The sequence below is a fragment of the uncultured Gilvimarinus sp. genome (assembly GCF_963972205.1).
Taxonomy (GTDB): domain Bacteria; phylum Pseudomonadota; class Gammaproteobacteria; order Pseudomonadales; family Cellvibrionaceae; genus Gilvimarinus; species Gilvimarinus japonicus.
Genome location: NZ_CAXAUC010000011.1, coordinates 16901 through 34821, shown reverse-complemented (window position 1 = coordinate 34821; position 17921 = coordinate 16901). Strand labels below are relative to the sequence as shown.

Annotated in this window: 12 protein-coding genes; 10 read left to right on the top strand and 2 right to left on the bottom strand. The window is 48.9% G+C overall.

Going from position 1 to position 17921, the window contains the following annotated elements; genetic code table 11:
* Positions 1-574 precede the first annotated feature (574 nt).
* Positions 575-1486 (top strand): NAD(P)-dependent oxidoreductase, encoded by a 912-nt coding sequence (locus tag AACY82_RS14465; protein WP_339617556.1) that lies wholly within the window; start codon positions 575-577, stop codon positions 1484-1486.
* 459 nt (positions 1487-1945) lie between these two features.
* On the opposite strand, the gene AACY82_RS14460 is transcribed toward AACY82_RS14465, so the two are convergent.
* Both AACY82_RS14460 and AACY82_RS14455 read right to left on the bottom strand, forming a co-directional pair.
* Positions 1946-3256, bottom strand: a complete 1311-nt coding sequence (locus tag AACY82_RS14460) for an MFS transporter (protein WP_339617555.1) — start codon at positions 3254-3256, stop codon at positions 1946-1948.
* A gap of 60 nt (positions 3257-3316) precedes the next feature.
* Entirely contained in the window at positions 3317-4096 is a 780-nt protein-coding gene (locus AACY82_RS14455; RefSeq protein WP_339617554.1) for a FadR/GntR family transcriptional regulator, read from the bottom strand.
* Between the two features lie 604 nt (positions 4097-4700).
* Here AACY82_RS14455 and AACY82_RS14450 point away from each other — a divergent pair.
* From AACY82_RS14450 to AACY82_RS14410, 9 genes are all read left to right on the top strand, one after another.
* Complete coding sequence (locus tag AACY82_RS14450) at positions 4701-6911, top strand: polysaccharide lyase 6 family protein (protein WP_339617553.1); 2211 nt, start codon at positions 4701-4703, stop codon at positions 6909-6911.
* Positions 6912-6917: 6 nt separating this feature from the next.
* A complete protein-coding gene (locus tag AACY82_RS14445; RefSeq protein WP_339617552.1) occupies positions 6918-9074 on the top strand; it encodes an alginate lyase family protein in 2157 nt (718 codons plus the stop codon).
* A 72-nt stretch (positions 9075-9146) separates the two neighbouring features.
* Positions 9147-9494 (top strand): cupin domain-containing protein, encoded by a 348-nt coding sequence (locus tag AACY82_RS14440; protein WP_253966361.1) that lies wholly within the window; start codon positions 9147-9149, stop codon positions 9492-9494.
* 142 nt (positions 9495-9636) lie between these two features.
* Positions 9637-10389 carry a 3-oxoacyl-ACP reductase family protein gene (locus tag AACY82_RS14435; RefSeq protein WP_339617551.1) on the top strand — a complete coding sequence of 251 codons (753 nt, stop codon included), beginning with the start codon at positions 9637-9639 and terminating at the stop codon, positions 10387-10389.
* Positions 10390-10446: 57 nt separating this feature from the next.
* Positions 10447-11382 carry a sugar kinase gene (locus tag AACY82_RS14430; RefSeq protein WP_339617550.1) on the top strand — a complete coding sequence of 312 codons (936 nt, stop codon included), beginning with the start codon at positions 10447-10449 and terminating at the stop codon, positions 11380-11382.
* A 34-nt stretch (positions 11383-11416) separates the two neighbouring features.
* Positions 11417-12490 (top strand): class II fructose-bisphosphate aldolase, encoded by a 1074-nt coding sequence (fbaA, locus tag AACY82_RS14425; RefSeq protein WP_339617549.1) that lies wholly within the window; start codon positions 11417-11419, stop codon positions 12488-12490.
* Between the two features lie 36 nt (positions 12491-12526).
* Entirely contained in the window at positions 12527-14182 is a 1656-nt protein-coding gene (locus tag AACY82_RS14420; protein ID WP_339617548.1) for a fructose-bisphosphatase class III, read from the top strand.
* Between the two features lie 38 nt (positions 14183-14220).
* Positions 14221-15312, top strand: a complete 1092-nt coding sequence (locus AACY82_RS14415; RefSeq protein WP_339617547.1) for a polysaccharide lyase family 7 protein — start codon at positions 14221-14223, stop codon at positions 15310-15312.
* Positions 15313-16104: 792 nt separating this feature from the next.
* A complete protein-coding gene (locus tag AACY82_RS14410; protein WP_339617546.1) occupies positions 16105-17913 on the top strand; it encodes a VCBS domain-containing protein in 1809 nt (602 codons plus the stop codon).
* Positions 17914-17921: the final 8 nt, after the last annotated feature.

Sequence of the window (17921 nt, the reverse complement as noted above, 5' to 3'; positions counted from 1 at the left end):
TTGCCGTTGCTCGCGTCGGCGCGTGATCAAAAGCCCAGTGGCTGCAAGCTGCGGCCCAAGTAGCGACCCATTTTGTTGTTGTCTTGCCGAGTCGGCATTACCGTGGGCTAATGAAAAACAATCCGGTAATAATAATTGGTTGACATATTGGGTGCGCTGTTGGTAGTCTAAGCGTGCGGTCGAAGATGATGGCTGAATTTAGCTTAGGACACCGGTTGGTGTTGACGCTGTTAAGCGTCGTTAGGTTCGGCGGGTCATTTCACGCTGATCAAAGCTAGAGGTCGACGTGTTAGTTGTTCTCTAGTGTGTGGCTCTCCTTGGGTCGAGCCTTTCTTGCGAGTAAGGCTCGGCCTGTTTTTTTGAGCGCAACAGTGGTGTGGGCGATATGAATAATAAGAACTTGGCTTTCTCGGTCATGATTTTCTTTTCCTTTGCTTCGAGCAGTGACAACAACGAATCACTTTGTGACGGATTTTTTCGAAAGACGCCAAATAGTTAAAGGCCGGAATTCGTTAGCAATGGCTGCTCACAGTCACCTTAATTTCTGTGAGAGCTAAGTGTTCTACCTATTACATTGAGTTTGAAAAATACATTTAAGGAGTCAGACATGGCTAAACCTGTCGTTGGATTTATTGGCTTGGGCCTTATGGGCGGTAACATGGTTGAAAACCTGCAAAAGAAAGGTTTTGAGCCAATTGTAATGGACTTAAACAAAGACGCCGTAGATGCTGTTCTGGCTCGAGGTGCGAAAGAGGCTAAGTCAGCTAAAGAGTTGGCGCAAGCCAGTGACGTCATCATGCTTTGTCTTACCACCTCTGACGTGGTTGAGAAGCTGATGTATGCCGATGACGGCATTCTAGCCGGCATTAAAGAGGGCGCTGTGGTGGTTGATTTTGGCACCTCGATCCCGGCGTCCACTCGTAAAATTGGCGCAGATTTGGCCAAAAAGGGTGCGGGTATGGTCGATGCACCCTTGGGTCGCACACCGGCGCATGCAAAAGATGGCTTGCTTAATATTATGGCCTCTGGCGACAAAGCAACCTTCGAGAAGGTCAAGCCTGTGCTAGAGATGCAGGGAGAGAATGTGTTCTACCTGGGTGCGCTTGGTGCAGGTCATACCACTAAGTTGATCAATAACTTTATGGGTATGACGACGGTGTGTGCCATGTCGCAAGCGTTTGCGGTTGCCGACCGGGCAGGGGTTGATCGCCAGCAATTATTCGACATTATGTCGACCGGGCCGTCGAGCTCTCCTTTTATGCAGTTTTGCAAAAAGTACGCCGTAGACGGTGTAAGCGACTTGGGTTTTTCAATCGCTAATGCTAATAAAGATCTGGGGTATTTTCTGGAGATGGTCAAAGATCTGAATACTAAAGCCCCGATCGCCGAGGGCACCTCATCGCACTTGCAGGCTGCATTTGATTCGGGAATGGGGGATGGCAATGTTCCCGAGATCTTCGATTACTTTGTCAAGTTAGAAAAGTAATTTGACGATACGTTAAAAAACCGCGCTTTGGTGCAACAGCCAAAGCGCGGTTTTTTTGTTTGTAGCTTTTCTCGCTTCAAATTGGCAAAGACTTGCGTTTTTTACGGCACCTTCCTGCTCATCTACCCCGCTAGCATTTACTTTTTGTTCGCATCTGTTGCGGGTATTAACCTTTATCATCTGCGCTGACTCGTGCGGTGGGCGACAAAATAAGCGAGCGCCCATGTAGCCTATTGCTCACCTGAGGGGGCAGTTTTGTGGCTGGGCGCATGGGGTAGGTCGTCTCGGTGCGCTACTGAGTGACGGTCAGGGGTGGGGGTAAAGGTTGTTAATGGGCCGAGCATTTAGGAGTGCTATCAGGTTTTTTCGAAGGCGTAAAAAAGCCGCCCGAGCCAATACCAGTGATTGATTCGAGCGGCTTAGGGAGGTGCGAGCCGCCTGATCAGCTCGCGGAACGTCCTAAGACTTACTTTTAGCCTTTAGCGGCTCAACGTTTGGAATTAGAATCCAAACAGCGGCCAGAGCAATCAGCGCTAGAGAGGCGCCAATAACAAACGCAGGGGTATAGTTGCCGCCTTGAGTTAACCAGGGAACAAAAACAGTAAGCCCCCACGCTGAAAACTTCGCCGCCATACCGGCAAAACCCGACAATGACCCCACAGACTTTTGGCTCAGCATATCAGCTGGCAGTGTTTGTACGCTGCTGATGGTGGTTTGGAAGCCGAAGAGAATAATCCCCATAAGCAATACCGCATTAACCGGACCGCCGGGGTTGGCCATTGCCAGTAGGCACGGCAGCATGAGTAAGCAGCCAAGGGTAATAACGAACTTGCGGGTTTTGTTGATTGTCCAGCCGGCATTGATTCGGTTTTGCGAGAGCAAACCGCCAAACCAAGCGCCGAACATCGCGCCGACATAGGGAACCCAGCCGTATAAGGCAATACCTTTAACGTCCATGTTGTACACTTCGGCAAGATACGTGGGTATCCAAAAAACAAACAGCCACCAAATTGGATCAATAGCGGCAGAGGCAATGATAACCCCCCAGCTTTGTTTGCGTGACAGCATTTCTTTGGTGTTGGGGGCGTATTCAGTTTCGACGTTATTATCGTCGGTTGCAGGCGTGGTTTTTTGCCCTGTCAGAATGTATTCGCGCTCGGCCTCGGTAATCCATGGATGGCTTTTGGGTGGTGCTTTCACCAGAACCAGCCAAGGAATTAACCATAGCAGGCCGAGACCGCCGACGATGACAAAGATCGCTTGCCAGCTGAAGTGGATCGCCAAGTAAGCGATAATCGGGATCGAAACCAAGCCGCCGATGGCCGCGCCCGAGTTAAAAATACCCTGAGCCAGGGCGCGCTCTTTGGCTGGAAACCATTCGGCATTGCCTTTGGCTGCACCGGGCCAGTTACCGGCCTCCGCTATCCCGAGTAGGCTGCGGAAAATGCTTAGGGAGACAACGCCTTGACCAAAAGCGTGCAGCGCGGTGGCAATGGACCAGGCCCCGATCGAAAGTGCAAAGCCGATGCGGGTGCCCACCCAGTCAAAAATTTTACCGAATATGGCCTGACCCAAAGCGTAAGCCAAAATGAAGAAGCCAGAGATTGTGCCGTAGATCGCTTTACGGCCATCGGCATCTAAGTCTGGGTATAGCTCTTCGCCCATGCTGGTGGCCCAGAGCACGTTCATCGTTTGGCGGTCAATATAGTTAATAATGGTGGCTAGCGCGATCAGGGCAATCACCCACCATCGTAAATTTTTAACTTTCATTATTGTACTCCCTAAGAAGTTGTTTAACTGTGAGTTCGGTATTTATGGATAAAGGTTTAGTTATTGCTCGGGTGAATATTTAATTCTGCTTAGCGAGAATCTTTCTCGCCGTTCGGTTAGCTGCCGCTGGACTTCTTCGACGGCGCGCTGCTCTGTGGTTTCGAGCAGTGCATCAAGTGAGCGCGAAAAATGATTACGCATAGCGATACGGGCCGCGTGACAATCGCGGGCTCGCAAAGTGTTAAGTATGTCGCGGTGTTCCTCTACACGCTTGGAGCCATCGGTTCGGCAAACCGATTGGTGCGCTCTTTTTATGTCGGGTAGGTTGGCCTGGATATCCCAAAGGTGTTGAATAATGCTAATAAGCGGCCGGTTCTGGGTCGCGTCGGCAATAACCGAGTGAAATTTCTTGTCGGCAACTTCAGAGGTTAAGTTGCCGTTTTTGTTTTCCAGTACCATCTCCTCTAAAGCGGCTGCTAATTCGTCCAGTTCATCTTCGGTCATGGTAGAGGCTGCCAGGGCAGCAACTTCTGCTTCCACCAGCACCCGGGCTTCAGTAATCTCAAATGGGCTGTATTCGCGCGGGTTGAGGCTTTTTGTTTGCGACGACTTTAGTGCGTACACCCCAGAGCCGGTTCGCACTTCTACCAGGCCCATTACCTCTAAGGCGATTATAGCTTCGCGGATGGTTGGGCGGCTTACGCCGTACCGTTCTGATAGCTCTCGTTCTGGGGGCAGGCGAGCGCCGGCCGGGAATTCACCAGAATTCAGCGCCTGCAGAATTTTTTGTGCAACCTTGCGGTATGTGCGCTGGTTTTTTGTACCACTGGTTTTGCTCATTGGCCGTCTCCCGCCTTCCAGCTTGATTATGTTATAGCTATGTAACCAATCCTAACACGACTAAAGCTAATTGGTAATGAGTTTTGGTAGACGATTTTGTTATTGTTGTGTCGTAAACCATCCTTTGTGAGCTTTACATTTCCGGGCTAAAAGCTTTTATAGGCGGCTAAGCCGTTGTTATTGCCGCTAAAAACCTTACTGCCAACCACTAACCGCTGGGGGTGGCAGCAATTATTTGTTGTTCTGAGACACCCTTAATCCTGTGGGTTTTAGGTATAAGCTAGTTTGAACTCAATGTAAACCATTTCTGTAATAATAATTGGTTGACACTATTGTTGTACCGCTGATAACCTGTGGTCAGAGTGGTCGAGAGGGGTGAATGTGGCAGTTTTGCGGTTTGTGATGCCGCCCGATATGCGTCTGTTTGCCTTTGTAGGGCCGTTAATGAGTCCTAGTGTCGACCAAAATAAGTGGATATGAGCACCGGTCCCAAGCTAGAGGTCAGCGTTGCCGCTGGTTCCGATATGTGGCTCTACCATGGCCGGGCCTCCTTAATGATAGGAGGCCGGGTCGTTTTTTTGAGCGAAATTGTGGTGTGATTGCTATGAATAATAAAATTTCGATCTTTTCTAGTGTGTTTTTACTGTCTTTAGTCCCCGCGCTGTGTGCGGCAAAAGATTACCCTGTTGCTGATTTTTCTGAGTATCAGCAAGTGGTGGGTGACCTGGCGCCTGGCGATCGGATTTTGCTGCAGGACGGTGTTTGGCGTGATGTCGAATTTGTATTTACCGGTCGCGGAACGAAAGCGAAGCCTATTACATTGGCCGCCGCAAATCCCGGTAAGGCGATTATCAGTGGGCGCTCCAACCTGAAATTGGCGGGCGAATACTTGGTGGTTCGCGGATTGGTTTTTAAAGACGGTTATACACCCTCCGATGCGGTCATATCCTTTCGCACCGATAAACCAGAAAATCCGTCGGATTACTCAACGATTGCCGTTAATACTCGTTTAACCGAAGTGGTAATCGACGACTTTAGCAACCCTGATCGTTATGAGACCGATTACTGGCTGAGTGTCTACGGCAAAAATAACCGTATCGATCACAACCATTTTAGCTTTAAGCGCAATAAAGGTGTGACCATGGCGGTGCGGCTCGATACCGAGCACAGCCGGGAAAATCGCCATGTCATTGAGTACAACTATTTTGGTCCGCGACCGGTGTTGGGTTCCAATGGTGGCGAGACACTGCGGATCGGCACTAGTCACTATTCCTTAAGTGATTCTTTGACGACTGTGGCTCATAACTACTTTGACCATTGCGACGGTGAAGTCGAAATTGTATCCAATAAATCTGGCAAAAATACCATTAAGAATAATGTGTTTTTCGAGTCCAGAGGCACACTTACCTTACGTCACGGTAACGGTAACTTAGTCGAAGGCAACGCCTTTATCGGTAATGGCGTCGATCATACCGGTGGTATTCGCGTCATTAATGCCGATCAAGTGATTAAAAATAATTATCTATCAGGGCTGACCGGTTCGCGCTTTGGTGGCGGTTTAGTGGTGATGAACGGTGTGCCTAACTCGCCTATTAATCGCTATCACCAGGTAGATAATGCGCTAATCACTGGCAACACACTCGTCAATGTCGAACGTATTATCTTTGGCGCCGGGAGCGATGAAGAGCGCAGTGCTGCGCCGTCAAACAGCCGTTTTGTTAATAACACCATTGTTAATGACTCTAAAGAGTCACCTTTTGAGTTGCACGACAGTGTAAAAGGCATCGATTTTAGCGGCAATAAAGTTAACTTTGCGGTGGGCGACGAGTTGGCAGGTGGCTTTGAAAAGTCCAACAGCTTAAATGTGGCGGCGCCTCCATTACCGGTGACTAAAGAGCAAGTAGGTGTTTCTTGGTATCCAAAGTATCAGAAGTCGGATCGCTTTGCTGTTGCTAAAACGGTTAAGGTGAAGCCAGGTACAGACACTCTTACCGCAGCCTACAGTGAATTAGAGGGTGCGGCTGAGCTGGTGCTTGCCGAAGGTGACTACCATGTGGCAAAAACCATTTTGTTGGATAAACCTTTGATTATACGCGGGGCTGGTCAGGGGAAAACCCGACTGACCTTTGGCCGTAAGTCACTTATTGATTTGATGAATGGTAGCTCTGTTCGCCTGCAGGATCTGTCGATCAGTGGTGCGCGCGCCCCTGACGATAAGGCTAACGCTGTGATTCGCTCCGATAGCGCCCCAATGAACAAAAATTTTGCACTTGAGCTGTTGGGCGTCGAGGTCTCGGATTTAAATATCAACAAAGATTTTGACGTTATCAAATTGCGCAAGAGCACGTTTGCCGATTATGTCTTAGTGAGTGACTCCAGCTTTAGCAATATAACAGGCTCAGTGTTAAAACTAGATTCCGAAAAAGACGATTATGGCATGTACAACGCTGAGTACATTACCGTGAAAAACAGCCAAGTAAGTAATGTTAATGGGGGTTTGATGACGGTGTATCGAGGTGGTACCGATGAAAGTACTTTTGGTCCGCATGTAAATGTCGACCAGGTCACCGTAACCAAGTCTCCGGCTGCTGGCGCCAAAGGTAACAGCATTTTGCTCCACGGTGTGCAGCGCGCCATGATCCAGAATAGTCGCTTTGATAACAGCGCCCCCGTTTTGGTTCAGCACACGGTGGGCGGTCCTGTAATTCGGGTTAAAGATAACGACTACAACCATAAGCCGCTGTATCGGGTAGAGAGTATCGTGCCGGGTATGGAGTCGACGTTCACCGCTGACAACAATAATTTTTCTGAGTAAATGGCTATGAAGATTCCTTCTTTTATCGTTAAAACCAGCGGCATAGTCTGCTTGCTACTTGGCGGGATGAACCTTGCCGCTGCCGAATCGCCGTCGCTGGTAATCAGTGAAAGTGATATCACTGCGCTGCGCCAGGCTTCTGGCGGCCTGCTGGAGCAATCCATGCAGGATAATAAACGTTTGGCTGATGCGGCGTTAACCGAGGGCATCGTGGTACCTTGGCCCAAAGACGCCGGCGGTGGATATACGCACGAGCAGCATAAGCGAAACTATAAAGCAATGTACGCGGCTGCCTTGCAGTTTCAGTTGAGCGGTGAAAGTCGCTACAGTAAATATGTTACCGACATGCTAAATGCTTACGCTAAAATGTATCCGACACTTGGGCTACACCCTGAGAAAAAAGAGCAGACACCGGGTAAGCTTTTCTGGCAGAGCCTGAACGAGGCCGTGTGGTTGGTTTATACCATTCAGGCATACGATATGGTGGCCGACGCCCTTACCGATGAGCAAAAAAGCCATATACAAAATAACCTGTTGTTTCCCGTAGCGGACTATTTGTCGAAGGGGCAGCCGCAGACTTTTGACAAGATTCACAACCATGGCACATGGGCGGTTGCAGCAGTTGGTATGGTGGGCTATGCAACGGGGCGTGAAGATTATGTCGCCCAAGCGCTTAAAGGCTTGGATTTAAGCGGTGAGTCGGGTTTTTATAAGCAGTTGGACAAGCTGTTTTCTCCCGACGGCTATTACACCGAAGGGCCTTACTATCAGCGTTATGCTCTGATGCCGTTTGTCTGGTTTGCTAAAGCCATTCAAACCAATGACCCGGACAAAGCTATTTTTGCATATCGCGACGGCATTTTGCTAAAAGCGATCTATACCGTCATTGAGTTGAGCTATAACGGCCTGTTTTTGCCCATTAATGACGCGATTAAAGACAAAGGCATTAAAACCGAAGAGTTAGTGCAGGCACTCGCTATTGCCTATGATATTACCTCCGACAAAAGTTTAAGTGATATTGCGAGGCAGCAGGAGCGCGTCAGCCTTAGCGCCGGAGGGGTTGCTCTTTCTAAAATTATTGCCAGCAACTCGGTGGCGCCATACCCGTACGAGTCAAAAATTTATCGCGATGGAGCTTCGGGTAAACAGGGCGCCTTAGCATTGATGCGCTCAGGTAATAACGAGACTGGCACCTTGGTGGTCTCCAAGAATACCAGCCAAGGCATGGGCCACGGCCATTACGATCGTCTCAGCTGGCAACTCTACGACAATGGTAAGGAGGTCGTCACAGATTATGGTGCCGCTCGCTACCTTAACGTCGAGGCGAAGTACGGCGGCCATTATTTGCAAGAGAATGATACTTGGGCGAAACAGAGTGTTGCGCACAATACTTTGGTGGTTGATCAAAAAAGCCAGTTCAACGCCGATTTGAAAGAAGCGAACAAAAAGCCAGCCGAGCAGGTCGATTTTGTGTCCGGTGAGTTAGCCGATATAAGTATCGGTCGCATTAATACCGCTTATGAGGGCGTCAATTTTTCCCGGGTGCAAGCTCTGATTAAGCCTGAGTCAGTGGAGCCTTTTGTTATTGATGTGGTTTCGATTCAGTCCGATGCCGCGCACCAGTATGATTTGCCGCTGCACTTTAATGGTCAGATAATTGATCACAATTTATCTGACTACCAGAGCTTCAATACCTGGAAGCCTATGGGCGAGGATAATGGTTATCAGCATATGCTGTTGCGTGGTCAGGGCAATAGTGCCTCGAGTAAAAATCGATTGACCTGGTTGCTCGTTGATCGCTTCTACTCATATACCTACGGGCATTACTCTGACAGCGACGATTCGGCGAAAACATTATTCTTCCAGCTTGGCGCTAACGACCCCAATCACAACCTCCGTCGTGATCAGGGCGCAATACGTCGCCTAACGGCGAGCAATGTTGTGATGTATTCCGTCATCGAGCCTCACGGTGAATACAATGGTACCGCCGAATATGTCACTAATGCTTATAGCCGTTTAAAGTCATTAGATTATAAAGTGACACAATCTGGTGCGGAGTTAACGGTAAATATGGGTGAAACGGGAACGTTTACTCTGGTTTTGGCTGGTGGTGATAAGAGCTCCGGTCCAACCGAGGCTAAGGTCGTTAAAGCAAAAAACTGATTTTTATCGCAGTGGATTTTAGTGGTGCGAACAAACGATATCCAATTTTTTTGATAGATGCAGGTGATGATGATGCTGATTGAATCTAGTAAATTTATTGAGATGGATACCATCGAGGAAGAGGATGTGGCGCCCGGTGTGAAACGTCGCATTATGGGTTACAACGAGCAGATTATGGTGGTTCGTGTGACATTCGAAGAGGGTAGTGAGGGCTATGTTCATAGCCACTTTCACTCACAAGTAGCCTATGTCGAGCGCGGTAAGTTTGAAGTCATGATTGATGGCGAGAAAAAGATTCTGAAAGGTGGCGACTGTTTTTATGTCCCACCCAATGAAGAGCACGGAGCGGTTTGTTTAGAGGCTGGTATCTTGATTGATATCTTCAGCCCCATTCGCGCGGATATGGTGGGTGGAAAGTAGTTGACCTTTGTTGATGGCTTGTGTCAGTAGGCGAAGTTGTTGTTTTGCTGACGTTTGCCTACCAGCTTGGTACCAAAAACAGTTTATCTTGGCGGCAAGGTTTCACCTCCGCGACAACAATTGATCCTTAGGTGGGTGTTATATGAAACTTAAAAATCGTGTTTGCGTTATTACCGGTGGCGGTCGTGACATTGGTAAATCTATTTCTTTGAAGCTAGCGAAAGAAGGCGCCAAGCTGGTGATCAACTACTTTGGCAGTCAAGATCAGGCTGAGAAAACCTTAGCCGAGGTTAAGGCGCTAGGTGCAGAGGCGATTTTGGTTCGCGGTGATATGGGAAACCCAGACGAGGTGCAAAACCTTGTGGCTAAAACCCAAGAAGCTTTCGGTGAGAAAATCGATATATTGGTCAATGTGGCGGGTGGCTTGGTTGCACGTAAGACTATTGATGAAATGGATTCCGAGTTCTTCGACTTTGTCGTTCGCTTAAATTTAACCAGTACTTTTTTATTGACTAAATTCGTGACCCCACACATGAGTGAGGGCGGCTCTATCATCAACTTCTCTTCGCAGGCAGGTCGCGATGGTGGTGGCCCTGGTGCGTCAGCTTATGCCACAGCAAAAGGTGCGGTGATGACGTTTACTCGCTCGATGGCCAAGGAGTTAGGTGGTCGTGGAATTAGAGTGAATTCGTTGTGCCCGGGTATGATTAGCACCACCTTCCATGACACTTTTACCAAAGACGAAGCTCGTAAGAATGTTGCCGGCGCAACGCCTCTGGGCCGTGAAGGCTCTCCCGATGAGGTGGCTGATGTGGTCGCCTATCTAGCGTCCGACGAGGCATCATTCCTTACTGGGTTAAATATGGATGTTAACGGCGGCTTGCTGTTTTCCTAATTGTTAGCTTATCTGGCCCGTAGAATGACCGGGCCTATTCTACGAAAGAGGTAGTGTGTGAAGATTGCAGCTATTGGGGAATGCATGCTGGAGATGTCCAGCGGTAGTTTGGCTCCGGATCTGGCTAAGGTGCCTGCGCTTATCGGCTACGGGGGCGATACCCTGAATACCGCAGTTTACTTGGCCAGACTTGGTAGTAAGTCTAGCTTTGTGACGGCGATGGGTAATGATAACGCAAGCGACTGGATGATAGCCCAGTGGGAAAAAAACGGTGTCGATACCAGTTTAGTGAAAATCGACTCGACTAAGCGGCCCGGTGTCTACCACATCAGCAACGATGAGTCTGGTGAGCGTCACTTTATCTACTGGCGTAACGATGCTGCGGCCAAATATATTTTAGATAGCGATGCGAAACAACAACGGCTTACCTCGCAGCTGTCTGATTTTGATTTTATTTATTTATCTGGAATCAGTCTGGCGGTTATTGATGCCGCGTCTCAGGACAGGCTCTTTGCTATGTTGCAGGAGCTGCAGATAAATGGAAAAAAAATAGTCTTTGATGGCAACTATCGTCCGGTTTTATGGGAAAGCACTGATCTTGCTCAAAAGGCGTTCAGTCGGGCTTACGCTATCAGCGACATAGCCCTACCCACCATAGACGACGAATCGATGCTCTATGGTGAAGCCGACAAAGATGCTGTGATTGACAGAATACGCCAGTGCGGTGCTCGGGAGATTGTGCTTAAGATGGGCGCAGAAGGTTGCTGTGTCGACGACGGTATAACTCGGGCGATGGTTATTGGCCGCCGGGTTGAGGTGGTAGATACCACATCGGCAGGGGACTCGTTTAACGCTGCTTTTTTACACTATCGCTCACAAGGTGAGAGTCAAGAAAGCGCAGCAAAAAAAGGCCATATCCTGGCCTCAACGGTGATACAGCATAAAGGCGCCATTATTGCTGAAAGTGACATGCCCAGCTTTCAGTCAATCTAGCCTGCGTATCCAGCAATCCACAAGAGAGTTGTCCATGATTAATAAGCTAACCTTACCTGAAAATGTCATTCTTGGTGACGCCGTTACTAAAACGTTTGCCTATGCCAAGGCCCAGCATATGGCGTTGCCAGCCGTGAATATTACCAGCTCGAGCACCGCTAATAGTGTTATGGCGGTAGCGGCCGAGCTAAGTGCTCCTATTATTATTCAGTTGTCTCACGGCGGCGCCGCGTTTTACGGCGGAAAATCAGTTGCCAACTCAAACCATCAGGGCTCTATTAAAGGTGCCGTCTCGGCGGCTTTGCACGTGCATTCAATGGCTCCAACCTATGGTGCTAACGTGATGCTGCATACAGACCATGCTGCACGCAAGCTGCTTCCCTGGCTCGATGGGTTGCTGGACGCTGGTGAGGAGTTTTACCAGCTGCATGGTAAACCGCTATTTTCTTCACATATGATTGATTTGTCCGAGGAGCCACTAGAGGAAAATATTGCCACCTGCTGTGAGTACTTAAAGCGGATGAGTGCGATAGGTATGACTTTGGAGATTGAGCTGGGTGTGACCGGTGGTGAAGAGGATGGTGTGGATAACACCGATATCGATTCGTCACGTTTGTATACTCAGCCTTCAGAGGTTGCGTATGCTTATGAAAAGCTTAGCCAAATCAGTGATAAATTTACCATCGCGGCTTCTTTTGGCAATGTTCACGGTGTCTACTCTCCGGGTAATGTTACGTTGCGTCCAGAAATATTGAGAAACTCTCAGGACCACCTCAGCCAACAGTTTGGCTTGAGTCATAACCCTGTAGACTTTGTTTTTCATGGTGGGTCCGGATCGTCAGCTGAGGATATCGCCTTAGGCATTGAGTATGGTGTTATTAAAGTAAATGTCGACACTGATCTGCAGTGGGCTTACTGGAATGGCGTTCGCACCTTTTATGAAGATCGTCAAGATTACCTTAAAGCGCAAATTGGCAACCCTGAAGGGGCGGATGTACCGAATAAAAAGTTTTACGATCCCCGCGTTTGGCTGCGTAAAGCTGAAGAAGGTTTCTCATCGAAGCTGACCGACATTTGCCGCGAGCTGAACTGCGAAAGCGTTTTCTAGCCTATTCTATTTCGTTATTTTGGTGGTGACAGATAGATGCAAACACAGCCTTACAGAGTTTTTATATCAGATCTACATGGTCAAGGGGATGTGTTTGCCTCTCTGGTCAGCGAGCGCTTTGGGGTGCTCGAGGCGTTAATCAGTGACTATTTGTCTTGCAACCCTGACGCACCCTTGGGGGCACTGCGGCATTATTTACTAGGTGAAGAGGTCTCATCCATTGAGGTGTCGGATCACTTCAGAAACCTGACGTCCATGATGGAGGTGCTGCTCACCTTCAAGCAGGATCGACGTTTTTGGCCGGTGGGAGTGGACGCTTTTGCCACCTGTAGCTGGTTCTTAAATATTCTGGATGAGTACGCTATAACCGGTGTGCTTGATGAGCAGCGCCGAGAGGCGATCGCGCTGCTGGACGATCAGGATCGTGAGCAGCTTTGTCGCTATATCGCCAATGCAGTTACGGCCTTACTGCGTTATCGCTTGCATGTGGTGGGCGACGTATACGATAGAGGGCCTGATGCGCCGCAGATACTTGAGCAATTAGAGAGCCTTCCCGCTGTGAGTATTCAGTGGGGCAATCATGATGTGCTCTGGATGGGGGCTGCATCTGGCTCGTTAGAGTGTATCGCAACTGTTGTGCGCCTTTGCTTGAAGTATGGCCATATTAACACCTTGACACAGGACTACGGCATTTGTCTGGAGCAACTGTCCGAGCTGGCCGACGACTGTTACAAAAGCGATCCCTGTGTAAACTTCGCTCCGAGCGAAAACACCGATAATTGTTCTGCAAAGTCTTGGTCGGCAATGCACAAAGCTATCGCCATTGTGCAGTTTAAACTGGAGCAGCAAATCATTGAGAGGAACCCACACTTCTCTCTCGAGCATCGGGCCATGCTGAAAAAAGTTGATTTTGCCTCAGGCGTCATTGAGCTGCAGGGAAGCCTGGTTAATTTGACAGACAAACTTTTTCCAACGCTGAATCCAGAGTCAACCGCCTCTCTTACCGATCAAGAGTGGCGCTTGATGGAAGATTTGAAATCGCAGTTTATTCGCTCTAAGCGTTTGCAGGCCCACATAAACTTTCTTTTTGCCAATGGCAGTCTGCTGCACACGGATGACGGCTACACCATGTATCATGGTTGTCTTCCGGTCGATGCCAATTTACAGCCGGTTGCGTTTTCGGTCAATGACCGCGCGTTAAAAGGGCGGGCTCTGTTTGATGCGTTAGAGCTTCAGCTTAGAAAATCTTACTCGCGCCGCGAGACAAAAAGCTGCCAGTATCTGTCGGATATTGCGTGGTACTTGTGGTGTGGCCCTTGCTCGCCCTTGTTTGGGCGAGAGAAAATGACGACCTTTGAACGTTACTTTGTTGCTGATCGGCAGTATCACAAAGAGGGGAAAAATCCATACTTTGATGCGCGGGATACCCCCGCGTTTGTTGCAACGGTAGCCAAAGAGCTCAGTGGTGATGAACACAGCATTCTTGTAAATGGCCACGTTCCGGTAAAACTTAAAGATGGCGAATCACCGCGGCACGCCAAAGGTCAGCTAATATGTATTGATGGTGGTTTTTCCAAGGCCTATCGATCGGTTACTGGTGCTGCGGGCATGGTGCTTATTGCAGATAAACAAAAAAACTATTTGTTTTCCGTTGAAGAGCACATCGGCGGTATGTGTTTTCATGAAATATAGCGAACTATTTTAACCCTAAACATTCGTGGGAGAAAAAGATGATAATAAACTTAAAAAAATCAATGCGCAGTGTGCCGGTTGTGGTTGTGGCCGTAGTGTCTTCATTTACGCTTTTGACTGCGTGTGAGGCTCCTCCTAAAAAAAGCGCCTATACCGCAGAAGATCTTGCCGGCAAGAGAATTCCAGGCTCGGTTATGGATCTATCCCGCTGGAAAATAACACTGCCCATGGACAGTAATCGCGACGGTAAAATTGATGAAGTAGAGCCTCCTAGCATTAGTCGGCTGTTAGAGCCTAGGTTTTTTTACGCTAATGAAAGTGGCGGAGTTGTTTTTACCGCACCCAATAAAGCAAAAACAACCTCCGGCTCTACCAATACCCGCAGCGAGCTGCGCCAGATGATAGACCCGCAAGGCTCAAAAACCAAAGCACCAGGCAATAACTTTGCATTGGCGGCGCACTCCAAGGCGTCTCGTTATGGCTCTATTGGCGGGCGCCTGTCGGCCACCCTGGCGGTTAATCACGTTGCCGTCGAGGCTAAAAACCCTGATAAAAAGCCTGCTTTCTCTGTGGTAGTAGGACAAATTCATGCAGGTAAAGATGACAGCATGGCCAGAGGTTTTGGTTACGGCAATGAGCCGCTGAAGATTTACTACAAAAAATGGCCTAATCACGACCGCGGCTCTGTTTTTTGGACCTACGAGCGAAACCTTGAGAAAGACGATGCCAACCGCACGGATATTGCGTACCCCGTGTGGGGTAACGTATGGGACTCTTCCCAAGACCCGGGCGGGCAGGGGTTGTCACTCGGCGAGACGTTTAGTTATACGGTTGACGTCGACGGCAATGTAATGAAGCTTACCTTCGAGGCGGCAGGCAAGCCGAAGGTTGAGTATGCGGTAGATCTATCAAACAACGTCAATCCTAACGGTAAAGTTGATGAGCTAGATAACCCCCGTGGTTACAGCGGTGACTGGTTTTACTTTAAGGCCGGTGCCTACAATCAGTGCAGTAGCAAAGATCAGGATGGAATGTGGTACGCGGGCTGTGCCGGGTCCGGGGTGTGGGAAGAGGATTCTCGAGCCGGTCACTATGCTCAGGTGACTTTCTCAAGCATTACCCTTGATTAGTACCTCTTACTATTTTTGACGGTTGAGCAGTCACTGCCCGCGCTAGTGGCTGCTCTCCTGTTTTTCCGTTCCCTCGGTCTATCCCGTCCTATTTTTTACGCAGATCCTCAGGTGCTATGTTTCGCGCGCTTTGTTATGCGCAGAATCAATGTATGCCTATTCTGGTCAATCGTGTTTTAACAAATTTTAAAAGTTTTTATGGTCAGATAACACACTGATTAATAAGCCAATTTACTTCCATAGCCTATCGTTTTCCATTTGGTTGAACTGTTTGTATTCCAAATGGGTTGACAATGATGTTACCAATTCGGTAATGTCTTGGTCAGATGAACGAGCTTTCCTGCTAATAAACATAATTTAGGGAGTATCAATATTGATCGGCCCAAGTAAAACCATCTTGTTTAAGTTTGTTGTCACAGTTGCCAGTAACACTCTGGCGGCACTTTTGGTGTGCGCATCTCGTATTCGAGTATTTAAATTCGCCTGGTAGGTTGATTCGACCTTTAGCCGGTTGTGCGGTTGGCCTCACAAAAGCAGAAACCCTGGCAATAACCTCGAGGGTAGGGCGAGCTAAGTGGCGATACTCGATAACGTACAGGTTGCTCTTGATGGCTTTGAAATAATCTATAACACGGCGAGCACGGCAGACACTGAAATAAGTGTAGAGCGTGTTAAAGAGGATCGTCGGGGCGCGAATAACGGTCATGTAACGTGCAAATAGCGATATCGCAAATGGGAGTAGCCACGGGCGCTGTCGTATAAAATCTCTAACTAAAATAAGGATACAGTCTTATGAAAATGAAACTTTTAACAGCCTCTGTGCTGGCCGCAACCTTGGTGGGTTGTGGTGGTGACGGCGATGATGTTTTTGATGTTCCCGACACCTCAGGTAACGGCAGTTCAAGTTCAAGCTCAAGTGCGGGGCCAGCCGAGAATACTCCGGCGACTTTTGGTAACTTGGCCGCCACTATGACCAACAGTACCGAAGATGATTTGGCGGGCACAGTATCGGTTACCGACGAAGATGACGGTGAAGATACCGTTCAGGCTCTGAGCGACGAAAGCACCATGTATGGTACTTTCTCTATTGATACCGAAGGGTCTTGGGTTTACTCGCTAGACACTTCAGATACTACGATCGCGTCACTGTCGGGGGTCGATGATTCCGTTGTCGACGCCATTGAAATCCAATCTGCCGATGGCACTACCGCTAATCTGGAGATCACTATTACCGGTGGCGATACCGTTGTGACCACCACCCAGGCGGCGCGAATTACGGATCATATGATCGATGATGCGGGCGAGCTAAGATATAAGTTTAGCGAGGCGATCTCTCAAGGTAAGTTGACTGTATCTTTCCTGAAAGATGCCGATGCGGTAGATGAAAGTGGATCAGCGAAAGACGCTTATATCGGGCTGTACGGCTCATCCACGAGCACAAGCCAGGCTCTTGTCGATTTGCGGATTCAATCGGATCAATATGTGATTCGCGGTCACGATGATATTGATGTGGCGATTCCATTTACGCCAGGTGAGTGGACGGATGTGGAGATGACCTGGGATGCCTCAGCAGCTAGCGCCTCTGAAACTCCGCTGGTGACCATTACCATTAATGGCACAAGTGTCACCACCGAACCTTTCTCTTCGGCGGCGGGCATTGCAAGTAATGTAATGGACGGTGTTGAGGCTGTGATCTTTAAGTTTGGTGATGATGGCGCTGTTATTCCTCATGCGGCCTATCACGTCGATGATGTGAAAGTTTATTCCGATCTAGAAGGCTCGGCGCTTGCATTTGAAGATGACTTTGAAAGCTATGAAGTCGGTGACTTGCTTGATCCAGATGACAATGAAAACTCTATCTATCACAGCAATAGCGCGGAAGTCACGGTAGCGAATGTTGCCTCTTCTGGCACTGGCGGCCCTACTGGCCCCGAATCCGGCCCTGGTGCGGCGGGCAATAAAATAGCGAAAATTTCCGATAATATGATTGATGACGCCGGCGAGCTACGCTACCGACATGATTCGACCATCCCAGCGGGTAAATTGTCGGTATCTTTTTTAAAAGACGATAATGCGGTTACCGAAGACGGTAGTGCTAAAGACGCGTACATTGGCCTGTACGGTACCAGCACCAGTACCAGCGATGCCATCGTCGACTTGCGGATTCAGGGTGATAAGTTTGCGATTCGCGATCAGGATGATATCGACGTAACGGTACCCTTTACCCCTGGTCAGTGGACCGAGGTGGAAATGACCTGGGACGCATCGGCCGCCTCCGATTCTGTGCCGCCAATGGTCACCATTACAATCAATGGCACAAGTGTCACTACGGAAGCGTTCGACTCGGCGTCTTCAAGTCTTGCCGATGTAATGAATGGTGTCGAGGCTGTGATATTCAAGCTGGGCGACAATGGCTCAACCATTCCGAATGCCGCTTACCATGTTGATGAGATAAAGCTTTTCTCTGATCTGGATGGAACCACCGTGGCCTTTGAAGATGACTTCGAAGGTTACAGCGTGGGTGACTCTTTAGATTTGGACGATAACCCCGACTTGCCTTACCACGGCAACACCGCTGAAGCGGTGGTTGCGCAAGAGTAACGGCGTAT

Excerpts from the sequence above, each read along its gene's own strand:
- AACY82_RS14450 (WP_339617553.1), top strand. The coding sequence starts at position 4,701 with ATGAATAATAAAATTTCGATCTTTTCTAGTGTGTTTTTACTGTCTTTA.
- AACY82_RS14455 (WP_339617554.1), bottom strand. The coding sequence starts at position 4,096 with ATGAGCAAAACCAGTGGTACAAAAAACCAGCGCACATACCGCAAGGTT.
- AACY82_RS14420 (WP_339617548.1), top strand. The coding sequence starts at position 12,527 with ATGCAAACACAGCCTTACAGAGTTTTTATATCAGATCTACATGGTCAA.
- AACY82_RS14410 (WP_339617546.1), top strand. The coding sequence starts at position 16,105 with ATGAAAATGAAACTTTTAACAGCCTCTGTGCTGGCCGCAACCTTGGTG.
- AACY82_RS14460 (WP_339617555.1), bottom strand. The coding sequence starts at position 3,256 with ATGAAAGTTAAAAATTTACGATGGTGGGTGATTGCCCTGATCGCGCTA.
- fbaA (WP_339617549.1), top strand. The coding sequence starts at position 11,417 with ATGATTAATAAGCTAACCTTACCTGAAAATGTCATTCTTGGTGACGCC.
- AACY82_RS14435 (WP_339617551.1), top strand. The coding sequence starts at position 9,637 with ATGAAACTTAAAAATCGTGTTTGCGTTATTACCGGTGGCGGTCGTGAC.
- AACY82_RS14415 (WP_339617547.1), top strand. The coding sequence starts at position 14,221 with ATGATAATAAACTTAAAAAAATCAATGCGCAGTGTGCCGGTTGTGGTT.
- AACY82_RS14445 (WP_339617552.1), top strand. The coding sequence starts at position 6,918 with ATGAAGATTCCTTCTTTTATCGTTAAAACCAGCGGCATAGTCTGCTTG.
- AACY82_RS14440 (WP_253966361.1), top strand. The coding sequence starts at position 9,147 with ATGCTGATTGAATCTAGTAAATTTATTGAGATGGATACCATCGAGGAA.